The 13,950-nt window shown below is 68.9% G+C and carries 13 protein-coding genes and 3 tRNA genes; 8 read left to right on the top strand and 8 right to left on the bottom strand.

Translation table 11 applies throughout. The annotated features are described in order from the left end of the window. Positions 1–32 precede the first annotated feature (32 nt). Together QFZ29_RS13725 and QFZ29_RS13730 are read right to left on the bottom strand one after the other, a co-directional pair. Positions 33–1,292: a C40 family peptidase gene (locus QFZ29_RS13725; RefSeq protein WP_306894609.1), complete on the bottom strand. Its 1,260-nt coding sequence runs from the start codon at positions 1,290–1,292 to the stop codon at positions 33–35. Between the two features lie 25 nt (positions 1,293–1,317). Next, entirely contained in the window at positions 1,318–2,619 is a 1,302-nt protein-coding gene (locus QFZ29_RS13730; RefSeq protein ID WP_306894610.1) for a M23 family metallopeptidase, read from the bottom strand. 221 nt (positions 2,620–2,840) lie between these two features. On the opposite strand from QFZ29_RS13730, the gene QFZ29_RS13735 reads away from it, so the two are divergent. The 3 genes from QFZ29_RS13735 (at position 2,841) to QFZ29_RS13745 (ending at position 3,199) form a co-directional block, all read left to right on the top strand. After that, a tRNA-Glu gene (locus QFZ29_RS13735) sits at positions 2,841–2,913 on the top strand. A 50-nt stretch (positions 2,914–2,963) separates the two neighbouring features. Next, positions 2,964–3,037 (top strand) — tRNA-Asp (locus QFZ29_RS13740). 89 nt (positions 3,038–3,126) lie between these two features. After that, a tRNA-Phe gene (locus QFZ29_RS13745) sits at positions 3,127–3,199 on the top strand. A gap of 67 nt (positions 3,200–3,266) precedes the next feature. Here the strand turns inward: QFZ29_RS13745 and QFZ29_RS13750 are convergent. The 3 genes from QFZ29_RS13750 to QFZ29_RS13760 form a co-directional block, all read right to left on the bottom strand. Next, a complete protein-coding gene (locus QFZ29_RS13750; protein WP_306894611.1) occupies positions 3,267–4,172 on the bottom strand; it encodes an arginase family protein in 906 nt (301 codons plus the stop codon). 30 nt (positions 4,173–4,202) lie between these two features. Then, the gene (locus QFZ29_RS13755) at positions 4,203–5,606 is read right to left on the bottom strand and encodes a pyridoxal phosphate-dependent decarboxylase family protein (RefSeq protein ID WP_306894612.1); all 1,404 of its coding nucleotides are present in this window, start codon (positions 5,604–5,606) and stop codon (positions 4,203–4,205) included. Between the two features lie 79 nt (positions 5,607–5,685). Further along, the gene (locus QFZ29_RS13760) at positions 5,686–6,498 is read right to left on the bottom strand and encodes a nucleotidyltransferase family protein (protein ID WP_306894613.1); all 813 of its coding nucleotides are present in this window, start codon (positions 6,496–6,498) and stop codon (positions 5,686–5,688) included. Positions 6,499–6,718: 220 nt separating this feature from the next. Here QFZ29_RS13760 and QFZ29_RS13765 point away from each other — a divergent pair, with 220 nt between their 5' ends. Genes QFZ29_RS13765 through QFZ29_RS13785 form a run of 5 tightly spaced genes read left to right on the top strand, consistent with a single transcriptional unit; the run spans position 6,719 to position 11,028 of the window. Then, complete coding sequence (locus QFZ29_RS13765; protein WP_306894614.1) at positions 6,719–7,699, top strand: ABC transporter substrate-binding protein; 981 nt, start codon at positions 6,719–6,721, stop codon at positions 7,697–7,699. 6 nt (positions 7,700–7,705) lie between these two features. Next, a complete protein-coding gene (locus QFZ29_RS13770; RefSeq protein ID WP_306894615.1) occupies positions 7,706–8,506 on the top strand; it encodes an ABC transporter permease in 801 nt (266 codons plus the stop codon). Then, complete coding sequence (locus tag QFZ29_RS13775; protein WP_306894616.1) at positions 8,503–9,327, top strand: ABC transporter permease; 825 nt, start codon at positions 8,503–8,505, stop codon at positions 9,325–9,327. The genes QFZ29_RS13770 and QFZ29_RS13775 overlap by 4 nt, the downstream gene beginning before the upstream one ends. Continuing rightward, positions 9,320–10,120, top strand: coding sequence for an ABC transporter ATP-binding protein (locus QFZ29_RS13780; RefSeq protein WP_306894617.1), 801 nt, complete (start codon positions 9,320–9,322; stop codon positions 10,118–10,120). The genes QFZ29_RS13775 and QFZ29_RS13780 overlap by 8 nt, the downstream gene beginning before the upstream one ends. A gap of 32 nt (positions 10,121–10,152) precedes the next feature. Next, positions 10,153–11,028 carry a PaaX family transcriptional regulator gene (locus tag QFZ29_RS13785; RefSeq protein WP_306894618.1) on the top strand — a complete coding sequence of 292 codons (876 nt, stop codon included), beginning with the start codon at positions 10,153–10,155 and terminating at the stop codon, positions 11,026–11,028. Here the strand turns inward: QFZ29_RS13785 and QFZ29_RS13790 are convergent. From QFZ29_RS13790 to QFZ29_RS13800, 3 genes are all read right to left on the bottom strand, one after another. Further along, positions 10,952–12,472 carry an acyl-CoA synthetase gene (locus QFZ29_RS13790; protein WP_306894619.1) on the bottom strand — a complete coding sequence of 507 codons (1,521 nt, stop codon included), beginning with the start codon at positions 12,470–12,472 and terminating at the stop codon, positions 10,952–10,954. The genes QFZ29_RS13785 and QFZ29_RS13790 overlap by 77 nt on opposite strands. A 73-nt stretch (positions 12,473–12,545) precedes the next feature. Next, positions 12,546–13,001 (bottom strand): MaoC family dehydratase, encoded by a 456-nt coding sequence (locus tag QFZ29_RS13795; RefSeq protein ID WP_306894620.1) that lies wholly within the window; start codon positions 12,999–13,001, stop codon positions 12,546–12,548. Between the two features lie 45 nt (positions 13,002–13,046). Then, positions 13,047–13,934, bottom strand: a complete 888-nt coding sequence (locus tag QFZ29_RS13800) for an amidohydrolase family protein (RefSeq protein ID WP_306894621.1) — start codon at positions 13,932–13,934, stop codon at positions 13,047–13,049. Positions 13,935–13,950 lie beyond the last annotated feature (16 nt).

Here is a 13,950-nt window from a genome sequence, read left to right on the forward strand (position 1 = left end):
CGCCCCTTCTCGCACCTTGGGCGCCGGATGCCTCAGCCGGCCGGGCGGGCCGCCGCCGAGGGGGAACCCCAGATGAAGTACTCGCGCACCGGCACGCCCTCGCGGGGCGCCTCGAGGATGCGGCCGCCGCCGAGGTAGATCGCGACGTGGTAGTAGTCGCCGCCCGACCCCCAGAAGAGCAGGTCTCCGCGCTGGATCTGCGAGAGCGACACCGCCTTGCCGCGGCCCGCGAGGGTGTAGTACTGGTTCGTCGCCGAGTGCGTGCCGATGCCGATGCCGGCCGCCGCGTACGCGGCCTTCGTGAGGCCCGAGCAGTCCCACACGTTGGGGCCGGCTCCGCCGAGCCGATACGGCTCGCCGAGCTGCTGGCTCGCGAACCAGATGGCCGTCTCCACCGCGCCGGTGTTGGGTGCCGCCGGGGCGGGGTTCGGCGCGGGAGCGGGTGCAGCAGCCGGGGCTCCGCCGCCGCCGGTTGCGGGCGCAGGTGCCGGTGCGGGCGAGCCGCCTCCCCCGCCGCTCGCGGCCGCCTGTTGCTGCAATGCAGCCGCGGCGGCTTCGCGTGCCGCGCCCTCGACACGCTCGCGCTCGAGCTCGGCCGTGGTGTCCTTGAGCGTGGCGAGCTGCGCATAGAGCTCGGCCGAGCGCTGCTCCTGCACCGCGACAGCCGTCAGTGCGCCGTTCGCCGCCGTGCGCGCCTCGGCCGCCTTCGCCTCGGCGAGCGTGGCGAGCCGCACTCGCTCGGTCGCCGCTTGCGCCGCTTGCTCGCGCAACGCGTCGGCCGTGTTGCGATCGGCCACGGCCTGGTCGTAGACGGCTTGCGACTGCTCGCCGAGCTTCGACGCCATGCCGAGCTGCTGCAGCAGTCCCGTCGCGTCGTCGTTCGAGAACATCAGCTCAGCGGTGAGGTCGTTGCCCGCAGTCTTCGCGAGGTGTGCGGCGAGGAGTCCGGCGCGCATCTTCGAGATCTCGGCGACGGCGTCGGCCTCGTCGGCCTGCCGGCCGAGCGTGCGCTCACGTTCGGCAGCCCGGTCGCGCTGGTCGATCGTGATGCGGTAGGCCTCGTCGGCCATCTGCGACGCCTGCACCGCGGCATCCGCAGCCCGCTGCAGGCCGGCGAGCAGTTCGGTGACGCGGCCGATCTCGGCTTGCTTCGTTGCCTCGTTCTGCTTGGCCTGTTCGATGTCGCTCCACGACGGATAGTCGGGCTCGGCGAAGGCGGGGCCGCCGGCCAAGCCGACGGAGGCCGTGACGGCGCCGACCGCGACGGTGGAGAACACGGTGGCGGGCTTCACGCGCGACACGGGACGAGTGCGGTGCTCAGCCAAAGTAGATCCCCCGATCGGCCATGAACGGCTGCGGGTTGATGCGCCCTCCGCCGTTCCAGACTTCGAAATGCAGGTGGCATCCTGTGGAAGCGCCGGTCGTGCCGCTCGATGCGATGTTCTGCCCGGCCTCGACCCATTGTCCGTAGCCGACGAACGTGCCACCCGGACGAATGTGCGCGTACGCGGTCGAGATGCCGCCACCGTGGTCGATCTTGACGTAGTTGCCGTAGGTCCCCGAGTAGCCGGCGAAGGTGACGACTCCGCTGTTGGCCGCGTAGATCGGGGCCGAGCACCCGGTGCCGAGGTCGATCGCGTAGTGGAAGCTGCCCGAGCATCCGCCGGAGCAGATCGGCGATCGCGGGCCGAAGGTGCCCGTGAGCCCGCCGCGGGCCGGCCGCGCCCAGCCCGAGCTGGCGACGGTGCCGGGCGAGCCGTTCTTCAGGGCCTCCTGCCGGCGTCGCTCCTCCTCGGCCTTCCGGATCCGCTCACCCTCCTGGTAGGCGGCAGTCGTCTTGGCCTCGGCATCCTTCAGGAACTTCAGCTGTTGCTCGAGTTCGATCTTCTTCGCCTGAGACTCGGCGAGCGCCGCCTCGGCAGCGGCCTGCGCCTCTTGCGCGGCGACGAGCGCGGCCTCGGCGGCGATGCGGAGCTTCTCGCGCTCGGCTCGCGCCACCGCGGCCTGGTCGCTGAGCGACGTCGCGATGTTGTGCTTCTCCTGCGCGCGGTCGTAGATGCCCGACGTGCGCTCGACCATCTTGGTCATGTTGCCGAGCTTCGCGAGCAGCGCCTCGGTGACCGCGGAGTCGCCCGCATCGAGGAACAGGTTGAGGCCGACGTCGCCGCCGCCGGAGCGGTAGAGCTGGGCGGCGACCTGGCCGGCGTTCTGCTCGGCGGCCTGGGCCTCGGCGGCGGATGCGTCGGCCTGCGCCTGGATCTGATCGGCGCGCATCACGGCGTCGTCGTACTTCTGCTGCGCCACGAACAACTCGTCGGTGCGACGTTCGGCCTCGGCGCGCGTCGTCTCGACGTTGGCCTCGAGCTGCGCGATGAGCGCGATGATCTGCTGCACGGCGGCGGCGCCTGCGGCGGTGTTCGCCTTCGCGGCCTCCACCTCGGCCCAGCTCGGGTAGTCGGCGGCCATCGCGCTCTGCGGTGCAGCGGCGACCGGTCCGGCGAGCGCCGCTGCGACGATGGCGAGCACGGCGAAGAGCCGGTTCGGCGTGCGGCGACGCGGTCGAGGCTCGCGGGTCGTTCGAGCCCGGGCCGTCGATGTGCGGTGTGTGGTGCGGTGCATGGTTCCCCGTCCACGCGGGCCTCGGGCCCCGCGCTCCTCGCTCTCATGTGGGCAGTGGCAGCCCTCACGATAAGGGCCGCCTGCGCAGGATCCCGGGATTTCGGGGGCGTGTGGGCGATGCCGCACCGCGGGCACGAGGCATCCGCAGCCCTCGTTTTGACGTCTCGCGCGACGACCCGTATGCTTGGCTGTCGGCGGTCGTGCCCCAGGCAAGACCACCCGGCCCCATCGTTTAGTGGCCTAGGACACCGCCCTTTCACGGCGGCAGCACGGGTTCGAATCCCGTTGGGGTCACGTACGACATACAATTGAACAGCCCGGTGTTGAAACGAACACCAAATCGAGGCCCTGTAGCGCAGTTGGTTAGCGTGCCGCCCTGTCACGGCGGAGGTCGCGGGTTCAAGTCCCGTCAGGGTCGCTCAGGCGACAAGCCCTTTCCCTTACGAGAGAAGGGGCTTTCTCCTTAAATCGAGGCACGCCACGATGCGAATCGAGCGGATGCCCCGAGGCTCTGTAGCTCAGTTGGTAGAGCGTTCGACTGAAAATCGAAAGGTCACCGGATCGATGCCGGTCGGAGCCACAACGAAAACCCCCGGTTCAGCCGGGGGTTTTCGCGTTTCTGGAGCGGGCACTCGACCGCCGGCTCCCTAGCTCGAACGCGGCGCGAGCGCACGAGTCAGCGTCTCCACGAAGCGCGTCAGCGCGGTGGGGTCGGCGGCCGCGTGCACCGGATTGAGTTCTCCGATCGACAGCGCTCGGCAGGCCGGGTTCCGCCAGAGCTCCGCGAGCGCTTCGCCGAGTTGCTCGAGGGTCGGGCCCGTGTTCCGGCCGTTCACGTTCTCTGCGATCGGCGCGTCGATGAAGTCGAGGACGTCGACATCGAGGTGCACCGCGAAGGGTCCCTCCGGCAGCGCGCTCATGGCCTTCGCGGCGGCGGCCCCCGGAGAGCTCACGAGCTCAGCTTGCGGGACGACAGCGAGACCGAGAACGTCGACCTGCCGGCGTTCCCAGGTCGTCGACCCCTCCGGATCGACCCCCAGGTACGCGATCCGTTCGGGAGCGAGCAGCGGTCGATCGCCGAATGCGTCGACCAGTTCGTCGACCGCGCCCGGCAACGCCAGCGCATGTGCGACGCCCATCCAGTCGAAGGTTCCATCGGTCGTGCTCTCGGGAGTATTCAGGTCGAAGTGCCGGTCGAAGTACACCAGGCCGGGCTCCTCGCCGACCTCGCGCAATCCGCCGCACACGCCCAAGGCGATCGTGCAGTTGCCGCCGAGCACCAGCAGGCGGTCATCCCCCGACAGCAGCGACGGAACCGCTTGGGCGAGAGCTCGAAGCGACGCAACGACCTGCTCGAGATTCTGTGCATACCGATGTTCGCGGTCGGGCGCCCACGTCTGCATGGGGAGGTCACCGGCGTCGTGCACCTCGTGACCAACCGCGGAGAGCGCCGCGAGGAGACCCGCCTCTCGCAGCGCTCGCGGGGCCTGCTCCTGCCCCGCTGAGTAACTTCCGGCGCTGCTGGGCACCCCGATGACGTTCAACACAGGCATCGGCGCGACCATGGACCCGCGTACATCCTGCTACTCGGTCGCGGCGGGAACGACCGCCTCGCGGACTTCTGCAAGGGCGCTTCTGACGGCCCCGATCGTCTGGTCAACGGCCGTGGCATCCGTGCCCCGATTGCTCACCGAGAAGCGCACGATGGCGCGATCGTGCCACCGTGACGGCGAGGCCCAGACCACGCCGTCCCCGCGAAGGCGGTCCGCGAGGGCCAGGGTGAGCGCGTCGTCTTCGGTGGCGACGCAGACCTGGGTGAACACGACGTCGTTCAGCACCTCGAGTCCCGGCGTCGCCGCGAAGCCGTCGGCGAGTCCCCTCGCCGACGCGACGAGCCCGTCGACGAGATCGGCGACGCCGCGCCGGCCCAACGTGCGGAGCGTCGCCCACACGGGGATGCCCCGCGCGCGTCTCGAGAGCTCGGGCGTGTGATCGTAGGGTTCCGCCACAGCACCGACCTCGGGCAGGTACGCCGCGTGGATGGCGAGCGCGGCGGCCATCGCCGCTTCATCGGCGACGATCGCGACCCCGCTGTCGTAGGGCACGTTGAGGGTCTTGTGCGCGTCGGTCGCCCATGAGTCGGCGGCCTCGTAGCCGGCGACCAGGTGCCGCAGCGACGGGCTCGCACCCGCCCAGAGACCGAAGGCGCCGTCGATGTGCACCCACGCGCCCGCTGCATGCGCGACGGCGATCGCTGCGGCGAAGTCGTCGAACGCACCCGAGTGCACGTCGCCTGCCTGCAGGGCCACGATCGCGGGACCGTCGTCTTCGCCCAGCGCGGCGGCGAGCCCGTCGACGTCGATGCGGCCCTGGGCATCCGCGCCGACGGTGCGCGGCAGTCCGAAGCCTGCCATCCGGCCGGCGACGACCATGGAACTGTGCACGGCGTCACCGGCGAGGAACCGGACGCGCGGGGCGCCCTGCAGTCCGTCCCGTTCGACATCCCACCCGGCCGCTCGCAGCACGCTCCCGCGCGCCGCCAGCAGGCAGGAGAAGTTGGCCATCGTGGCTCCGGTGACGAATCCCACGCCGGATCCCTCGGGAAGGCCGAGCAGGTCCAGCAACCATGCGGCCGCGAGCTCCTCCACGGCGGCGGCGCCGGGCGTGGGGGTGCGCGACCCCGTGTTCTGATCCCACGCCGAGACGAGCCAGTCTGCTGCCAACGCGGCGGGATACGTGCCGCCGATCACGAATCCGTAGAACCGGGGCGAGGCCATCGCGATGAGGCCGGGTTCGATGGCCGTGGCGAGGTGATCGACGACGGCCGCGGCATCCTGCCCCTCGTCGGCGAGTTCGCGGCCGAGTGCGTCCTTGACCTCCTCCACATCGGCGGGAGGATCGATCGGACGCTCGGCGATCGAAGCCAGCCAGTCGTGCGTGTGCCGTTCGGCCACGCTCAGCACGTCGGAATACTCGTCATCGGGCATGGAGTGCTCCCCTCGGACTACAGGCCCATCTTGCTCCTGGGTCGAGCGTGCGGCAATCGGTCGGTACTGATCCGCAGCGTCACGCTGCCGAGACGGGACGCGGCAGTTCGCGCAATTTCGCGATCGTCTCCAAGAGCTCGTCTGTGGTGGAACCCAATGCCCCGAGCAGGGTGGCCGCCGAGGAGCTGAACCCGTCGGTGTCCATCGGCAGACGCGCAACGTTCGGAATGAGCCCCTTCTCGTTGGTCACCCAGTGACCGGCTGCAGCGTGCCATCCATGGGCTGCGAGCATCGTGGCCGCGGCAGCGCACAGGGCCACATATGCGACGTCGGTCGCTTTGGCCCCCTTGATCGCGGCATCGAGCAGGAAATCCACCTGCCACAAGTTCGAGAGCAATGCGGTTCGCAGAGGTTCGGGGTAGGGCGTGACGCTCCGAGCCAGGTCCTCCAGAAGCCGGTCGGGGTCGCAGAACGGCACGCACATCGCGACTTCGCCCGCATACGCGATATCGAGAAACCCCAACGGGTGGCCGGGCTGGTGGTGAAAGGCGAACTCGCCGCGCTCAGCTCGTGCGCACTGCTCAGCAACCCGTGCCACATCTCGAAGGATCAGGTCGACCGCGACCCCGTCTACGACGAGCCATGCTCCGCTGTCCACCCACGGACCCCAGCCCCCACGGGGCTCAATCGACGCATCCGCACCTGCCCATCGACGGGCGACGTCCTCGAGCGCGGGGAGATCGACGGTCATCTCGACATACAGGCCCAGATCGACATCGGAATCCGGCCGATGTGTCCCGCGGGCTCGACTCCCCCCGAGCGCGATCGCTCGAACACCACGCACCGCGCAGAGCTCGGTGGCCAGCTGGCGAAGGCGATCATCGTCGAGCACGACAGCGACCCTACCGCGCCCAGGGAATACGGGTACCTTGGTTATTTAAACAATTCATGACGGGCGTCATGAAAAGCTTGACATTCGGATGACCCTCCTCGACGATGGCACTGTCAATACAGCGCGGTGCCGACCGGACCTCTGGCAGAGGTGCCCGACCAGCTCTCTCTTCGCATCGCCTCGCCGACAACCTGCCCACAGTGTCCAGAAAGGCTTGTCAATGAAGAAGAGTCCTGCCGCCATCACCATGGCGGCCGCCGCGATCCTCGCCCTCTCCGCCTGCACGGATTCCGGCAGCCCGAGCGCCGCTCCCACCGAGGCGGAAGGCGCAGACGAACACACGAGCGTTCGCGTCGCCGCGCTCCCCATCGCCGAGACCGGCGCACTCTGGGGCGCGATCGACGCCGGGATCTTCGAGGAGCACGGCCTCGATGTCGAGATCGTCCCGGCACAGGGTGGCGCACAAGCCATTCCCGCGCTGCTCAGCGGCGACATCCAGTTCGCCATCGGACAGCCCTTCGGCCCCTTCCGGGCCGACATCCAAGACCTGGGTGTGGCCGTCATCGGCAACTACGCGAGCTCGCTTGCCGAGGGCGACGACGTCAACGCGGTGGTCTCGCTTGCCGACTCCGGCATCACGCGCCCGAGCGACCTCGCCGGCAAGCGCGTCTCGGTCAACAGCCTCGGTGCCGCCGGTGACGTGACGATCATGAAGGCCGTGGAGGACGACGGCGGAGATCCCTCGACGATCGAGTTCATCGAGGTCGCGTTCCCCGACGCACAGGCCCAGCTCGATGCCGGGAACATCGACGCCGCCTGGGTGCCCGATCCGTTCATGTCGCAGATCGTCGGCGCTGGCGGGAACCTCGTCGTGCACCCCTACCAGGCGACGATCCCCGGCTTGCCGTTGCTCGTGAACATCACCACCCAGCAGCTCGTCGACTCGGATCCCGACCTCGTGGCCGACTACGCCGCGGCCATGACGGAGGCGCTCGACTGGGCGGCCGCCAACGAGGACGCAGTCCGCGCTGCGATCGTCGAGAACATGGGGATCCCTGAAGAGGCCGCCGCCGGAATCACCCTGCCCGAGTTCACGGCCGAGGTGGACGTCGATGCTCTCGAGCAGCTGGCCGGGCTCGCCGTGGAGTTCGGTGTTCTCGACGCAGAGCCCGACCTCGACCGGCTCATCCAGCAGCAGTAAGGCATCATGGCTCCCTCCTCGACCCGTGCCGTTCGCACGACGCGCAAGGTCGCGCTCGGAGCGGCCGGCATCGTCGGATTCCTCCTCGTCTGGCAGCTCATCCCGGCGCTCGGCATCATCAGCCCGAAGTACCTGCCCTACGCGACCGACACCCTTGCCCGCCTGGGTGAGGAGTTCCGCGACCTCGAGTTCTGGCGCAACGTCGGACGCACGATGCTCGCGTGGTTCCTCGGCCTGATGATCGCGGGCATCGCGGCGACCGTGCTGGGCACGATCATCGGGCTCGTGCCCTTCCTCCGTCGCACCACTCACACGACGGTGGAGTTCCTGCGTCCGATCCCGTCGGTCGCGCTGATCCCGCTCGCCATCCTCGTCTTCGGAATCCAGCTTCAGGCGGCCCTCGTGATCATCGTCTTCGCGGCCTTCTGGCAGATGTTCGTGCAGGTGCTCTACGGCGTCGCCGACGTCGATGCGGTCGCCCGCGACACCGCCCGCAGCTTCGCACTGACGCGTTCCGAGCGCGTACGGTACCTCATCCTGCCCACGGCACTGCCGTATCTCATGACGGGGCTGCGCCTCGCGGCATCCGTCGCCCTGATCCTCGCCGTCACCGCGGAGATGGTCATCGGCAATCCCGGGCTCGGGAGGACGATCGTGTTCTCCCAATCGGCAGCGGACTGGGTCGGGGTGTACGCCCTCGTGATCGTCACCGGCCTGCTCGGCCTCGCCGTCAACCTCGGCTTCCGCCTCATCGAGCGGAGATCCCTGTCGTGGCACCAGTCCGTGCGAGGGGAGATCGTGCTGTGACCCTCTACACGAGCACCATCAGGTTGCCACGCCGCCGATCCGAAGCGTGGAGGCGCCTGGGCGACAGCACCCTCTCCGCGATCGGGTTCCCCTTCCTGCTGCTCGTGATCTGGGGCGCCTGGTCGACCGCGGCCCCGGCGACGTTCTTCCCGAGCCCCGTGATCATCGCCCAGGCTTTCGTCGACACCTGGGTCGGTCCGGCGTTCGTGACCGACGTGCTCCCCAGCCTGGGGCGTCTCGCCTTGGGGATCATCCTGTCGATCGTCATCGGCATCGCGGCAGGCACGCTCATCGGACTCGTGCGCTGGCTGCGCGAACTCCTCGAGCCGCTCCTGGAGTTCTTCCGGGCGATCCCGCCGCCGGTGCTGATCCCCGTGGCCATGCTCCTGCTCGGCATCACCGACACGATGAAGGTCGTGGTGATCGTCGCCGGGGCGGTGTGGCCCGTGCTGCTCAACACGATCGAGGGGGTTCGCTCCACCGACAGTGTCATGACCGAGACCGCCCGCTCGTTCGCAATCACCCGAGCGGAGCGGCTGCGCTACCTGGTGCTGCCGGCCGCGAGCCCCCGGATCATGGCGGGTGTGCGCCAGACCCTCTCGGTCGCGCTGATACTGATGGTGATCTCGGAGATGTTCGCCTCATCGTCAGGGCTCGGCTACCGGATCACCTATTTCCAGCGCAACTACCTCATCGCCGAGATGTGGAGCGGCATCGTGCTGCTCGGACTCATCGGCGTGTTGCTCGCCGCGGCCTTCAGCATCGTCGAGAAGCGCGTGCTGCGCTGGTACTACGGAATCAAGGAGGTCGAACGTGCGTGAAACGCTGCTCCAGGTGGAGCACCTGAAGAAGGTCTACGAGTCCTCTACGGGCAACGTCGAGGCCATCGGAGACATCAGCTTCTCGATGAGCGCCGGAGAGCTCGTCTGCATCGTCGGCCCATCGGGGTGCGGCAAGACGACCCTGCTCAAGTGCATCGCCGGGCTGCTGCGCTCGACCGAGGGCACCGTCATGCTCGACGGCAAGCTCGTGAACGCGCCGCCGCCCAACATGGCGCTCGTGTTCCAGGAGTACGGTCGAAGCCTCTACCCGTGGCTCACCGTGCGCGGGAACGTCGAGTTGCCGCTCAAGCACAAGAAGCTCTCCCGCGTCGAACGAGACCGGCTCATCGACGACGCCCTCGAGGCGGTCGGACTCGACCAGGCCGCCAAGAGTTATCCGTGGCAGCTCTCGGGCGGCATGCAGCAACGCGTGGCGATCGCCCGGGCGGTGGCGTACCAGCCGGAGGTGCTCATCATGGACGAACCATTCGCGGCGGTCGATGCGCAGACCCGCGCCGACCTCGAAGACCTCGTGCGACGCCTTCACGTCGAGCGCGGGATGTCGATCCTCTTCGTCACTCACGACATCGACGAGTCGGTGTATCTTGGCGAGCGCGTCATCGTGCTCTCGAAGTCGCCGACCTGGGTGCAGGAAGACCTCACGATCGACCTCGCCCCCGAGCGCGACCAGATCACCACGCGGGCGCTGCCCCGCTTCACCGAGTTGCGCACGCACGTGTACCAGCAGGTGCAGCGCGCCAAGCGCGGGCAGGCCGTGCGACCGGCCGCGTGACCGAGAGCGACCAGTCTGCCGGGAGGAGGAGCATGCGAAGCCGCCAGCCGAAGCAGTTGCTCCTCGCCTTCTTCGGCGAGCACGTCCTGGACCAGGGTGAACTGCCTCTCCGCGCGAGCGTGCTGATCGAGGTGCTCGAGGGCGCGGGGGTGGCGGCACCGGCGACGAGGGCGACACTCGACCGGATGGTGCGGCGCGGACTCATCTCCCGCGAGCGCCGCGGCCGCGAGATCCTCTTCACCCTCACCAGCGAGGGCAGCGCGGTGCTGCGCGAAGCCACGGAGCGCGTTCGCGGCCCGCATCCGTTCGAGCCGCACGGCAGCGGGTGGACCCTCGTGACATTCACCGTGCCGGAGAACCAGCGAACCCTGCGCCACCGGCTGCGGTCCGCACTCACCTGGGAGGGGTTCGCGCCGCTCCGTGACGGACTCTGGCTCGCACCCGGCGAGGTGGACCTGAAGTCAGCGCTCGAGCCACTCCAAGCCGATCTCCCGCCGGCCGCCATCACCGCGTTCCACGCTCAAGAGCTGCCGGGGTACGCGATGGCCGACAACGTCCGCGCGGCGTGGGACATCGACCGGATCCGCGACGAGCACCTCTCGTTCATCGAGACGTGGAGCGATCCTGCCACCTCGGCGGAGGCCGGCACCGCACTTTCGGCGCAGACGATGCTCGTCGCCGATTGGCTGGAGCTCCTGCGGGCCGACCCGCGCCTTCCACGCGCCTTCATGAACGACGACTGGCCGGCCGACCAGTCGTTCGAGGTCTACTGGGCCGGTCGGCACGCCCTCGAGGAGCCCGCCGCCGCACAGTTCGCGGAGCTCGCGGGCGTCAGCCCCCGAAGCGCGACCGCAGATCGGCCTTCCGCACCTTCCCCGATGCCGTCCGCGGCAGCTCGTCGACGATGACGACGTTCTTGGGCAGCTTGTAGCGGGCGATCTTCCCGTCGAGGTACGCCTGAATGGTTTCGGTGGTCACAGATGCCCCGGGCCGCACAGTGAGCACAGCCCAAGGGCACTCCCCCCACTGCTCGTCGGGAACACCGATGACGGCCACCCCCGTGACGCCGTCGATGTCGTTGATGAGGTTCTCGATCTCGGCGGGGTAGATGTTCTCGCCGCCCGAGATGATCATGTCCTTCAGGCGGTCGGAGATGTACAGGTAGCCGTCGGCATCGAGGTAGCCCATATCGCCCGAGCGGAACCAGCCGTCGGGTGAGAACGCGGCTGCGTTCGCCTCGGGGAGGTTCAGGTAGCCCGGGAAGGCGTTCGGGCCGGCGATCTCGATCTCACCCACGGTGCCGCGCGGCACCATCGCTCCGTGCTCGTCGGCGATGCGGATGTCGGTGAAGAAGTGCGGCAGGCCCACACTTCCCTGCTTGGTGCGCGTCATCGACGGGGGCAGCGACGTCGCACCCGGGGAGGTCTCGGTCATGCCGTAGCCCTGCGAGAACGACAGCCCGCGCTCTTCGTAGGCGTTGAGGATGCGCGTAGGCACCGGGGACCCGCCGCACGTGAGCTTCCCCAGCGTGCTCAGGTCGGTGCTCTTCCAGTTCGGGTGGTCGGCGAGCAACTGGTACGTGGTCGGAACTCCGCTCAGCATGGTCACGCCGTGCCGCTCGATGAGCTCGAGGGCGCGTCCGGGCTCGAAGCCCTTCTCGAGCACGATCGTGGCGCCCTTGAGGATGATGGGCAGGGCGCCCATGCCGAGCGACGCGGCATGGAAGAGCGGTGAGATCATGAGGGCGACGTCGGTCGAGACGATGTCGTAGTCGACGAGGCTGTTGATCGCCACCCACGTGAGGTTCTCGTGCGTCAGCACGGCGCCCTTCGCCTTGCCGGTGGTGCCCGACGTGTAGAGGATCGCGGCGGGGTCGTCGAGGAAGACCTCGGCGTCGGTGTGCCCTGCTCGGGTAAGCCGGAGCAGCTGGGAGAGCCCGGGCTCGTCGGCGTCGCCTTCGCCGGTCGCGATCACGTGCGAGACCTTCGCGCCGGCAACGGCGGATGCGACGCGCCCCGAGAACTCCGGATCGTGGATGAGCACGCGAGCGCCGGAGTCGGTCAGCACATGGAGGATCTCGGGCGCCGCCAGGCGCGTGTTGATCGGCACGAAGACGGCGCCGAGTTGCGCCGCTCCGAAGAGCACCTCGAGGAACTCCGGGCTGTTCTCGCCCAGGTACGCGACACGGTCGCCTTTACGGATGCCTCGCTGCCACAGGAGCGCCGACACCCCGTCGACGCCATCCGCCAGCTGGCGATAGGTCACGTCGGAGCCGTCGAAGACGAGGGCGGTCTTGTCGGGCGATTTGAGGCGCCGCTTGGCCATCCAGGCGCCGAGTCCGTGATTGTGCATCGTCGTCTCTTCGTTGAGCGTTCGGGTTGCGGGGTCGTGCGGGGTCGTGCGGGGTCGTGCGTGCCGGCGCGGCTCAGGCGTAGAAGCGGTACAGCCCGCGCGCGACGACGGCGGGCTTCGTGCCGCCCTCGATCTCGATCGTCTGGTCGACCGCGAGCTGGAAGCCGCCCGCGACCTCGGTCACCTCGGCGATGACGGCGGTCATGCGCACGCGCGAGCCGACCTTGACCGGCGAGATGAAGCGAACCTTGTCGAGGCCGTAGTTGACCTTCGTGCCGACGCCGTCGACGTCGAGCAGGTCGGTCCAGAACTTCACGGCGAGCGACAGGGTGAGGAACCCGTGCGCGATCGGCGCGCCGAACGGGCCGTCCTTCGCGCGCTCGGGGTCGACGTGGATCCACTGGTGATCACCGGTCGCGTCGGCGAACGTGTTGACGCTCTCCTGCGTGATCTCGAGCCAGTCGGTGAAGCCGAGGTCGGTGCCCGCAAGACCCGGGATGTCGGCGTAGGCGGCGGTGGTGGTGGTCATGTTGCTCCTCGTGTGGATGGACGATACAGGGGAATCACGATGGTCCTAGCTCGCGAGCCGCAGTAGGCCCGCGGCATTGTGCTTCATGATGCCGGGCATGACCTCGGGCTTGAGAGCCGTCTGCTCGGCATCCCGGATCCAGCGGTCGGGCAGCAGGAGCGGAAAGTCCGATCCGAAGAGCACGCGGCTCTTGAGGACCGAATTGGCGTAGCGCACGAGCTCGGCGGGGAAGTACTTCGGGCTCCAGCCCGACAGGTCGATCCACGTGTTGTGCTTGTGCGTCGCGACCGCCAGCGCCTCGTCCTGCCAGGGGACGGAGGGGTGGGCCATGATGATCTGCAGCTCGGGGAAGTCGGCGGCGACCGGGTCGAGGAGGATCGGATTCGAGAGGCCGAGCCGGAAGCCGTATCCCCCTGGCATGCCGGCGCCGATGCCGGTCTGGCCCGTGTGGAAGAGCGCCGGCACGCCGAGCCGCTCGATCGCGGCGTAGAGCGGGTAGTGAGTCTCGTCGCTCGGGTCGAAGCCCTGCACGGTGGGGTGGAACTTGAAGCCGCGAACCCCGCTGTCTTCGACGAGACGCCGGGCATCATCGACCGCCGCGGCTCCCCGGAGCGGATCGACCGACCCGAATGGGATCAGCACGTCGTTGTTGCGCGCGGCGCCCTCGGCGATCTCCACGGAGGAGATCGGCGGATGCCCCAGGCGCGTGCCGGCGTCGACGGTGAAGACCACGGCAGCCATGCGGCGCTCGCGATAGTACGCGGCGACGCCGTCGAGGTCGGGCCGGGGACCGTCGGTGCTGAAGTACCCGCTCGCCGCCTCGACGAGTTCGGGCGGCAGCGACGAGTGCCCGTGATCGTCGACCTCGATGTGCACGTGCAGATCGATGGCGTGGAGCGAATCGACGTCGATGGCGGGCTCGTAGCGGGTCATGGGGCGGATGCCTCGG

The organism is Agromyces albus (genome assembly GCF_030815405.1).
GTDB lineage: Bacteria > Actinomycetota > Actinomycetes > Actinomycetales > Microbacteriaceae > Agromyces > Agromyces albus_A.

Excerpts from the sequence above, each read along its gene's own strand:
- QFZ29_RS13795 (WP_306894620.1), bottom strand. The coding sequence starts at position 13,001 with ATGACCACCACCACCGCCGCCTACGCCGACATCCCGGGTCTTGCGGGC.
- QFZ29_RS13800 (WP_306894621.1), bottom strand. The coding sequence starts at position 13,934 with ATGACCCGCTACGAGCCCGCCATCGACGTCGATTCGCTCCACGCCATC.
- QFZ29_RS13785 (WP_306894618.1), top strand. The coding sequence starts at position 10,153 with ATGCGAAGCCGCCAGCCGAAGCAGTTGCTCCTCGCCTTCTTCGGCGAG.
- QFZ29_RS13765 (WP_306894614.1), top strand. The coding sequence starts at position 6,719 with ATGAAGAAGAGTCCTGCCGCCATCACCATGGCGGCCGCCGCGATCCTC.
- QFZ29_RS13755 (WP_306894612.1), bottom strand. The coding sequence starts at position 5,606 with ATGCCCGATGACGAGTATTCCGACGTGCTGAGCGTGGCCGAACGGCAC.
- QFZ29_RS13790 (WP_306894619.1), bottom strand. The coding sequence starts at position 12,472 with ATGCACAATCACGGACTCGGCGCCTGGATGGCCAAGCGGCGCCTCAAA.
- QFZ29_RS13730 (WP_306894610.1), bottom strand. The coding sequence starts at position 2,619 with ATGCACCGCACCACACACCGCACATCGACGGCCCGGGCTCGAACGACC.
- QFZ29_RS13770 (WP_306894615.1), top strand. The coding sequence starts at position 7,706 with ATGGCTCCCTCCTCGACCCGTGCCGTTCGCACGACGCGCAAGGTCGCG.
- QFZ29_RS13750 (WP_306894611.1), bottom strand. The coding sequence starts at position 4,172 with ATGCCTGTGTTGAACGTCATCGGGGTGCCCAGCAGCGCCGGAAGTTAC.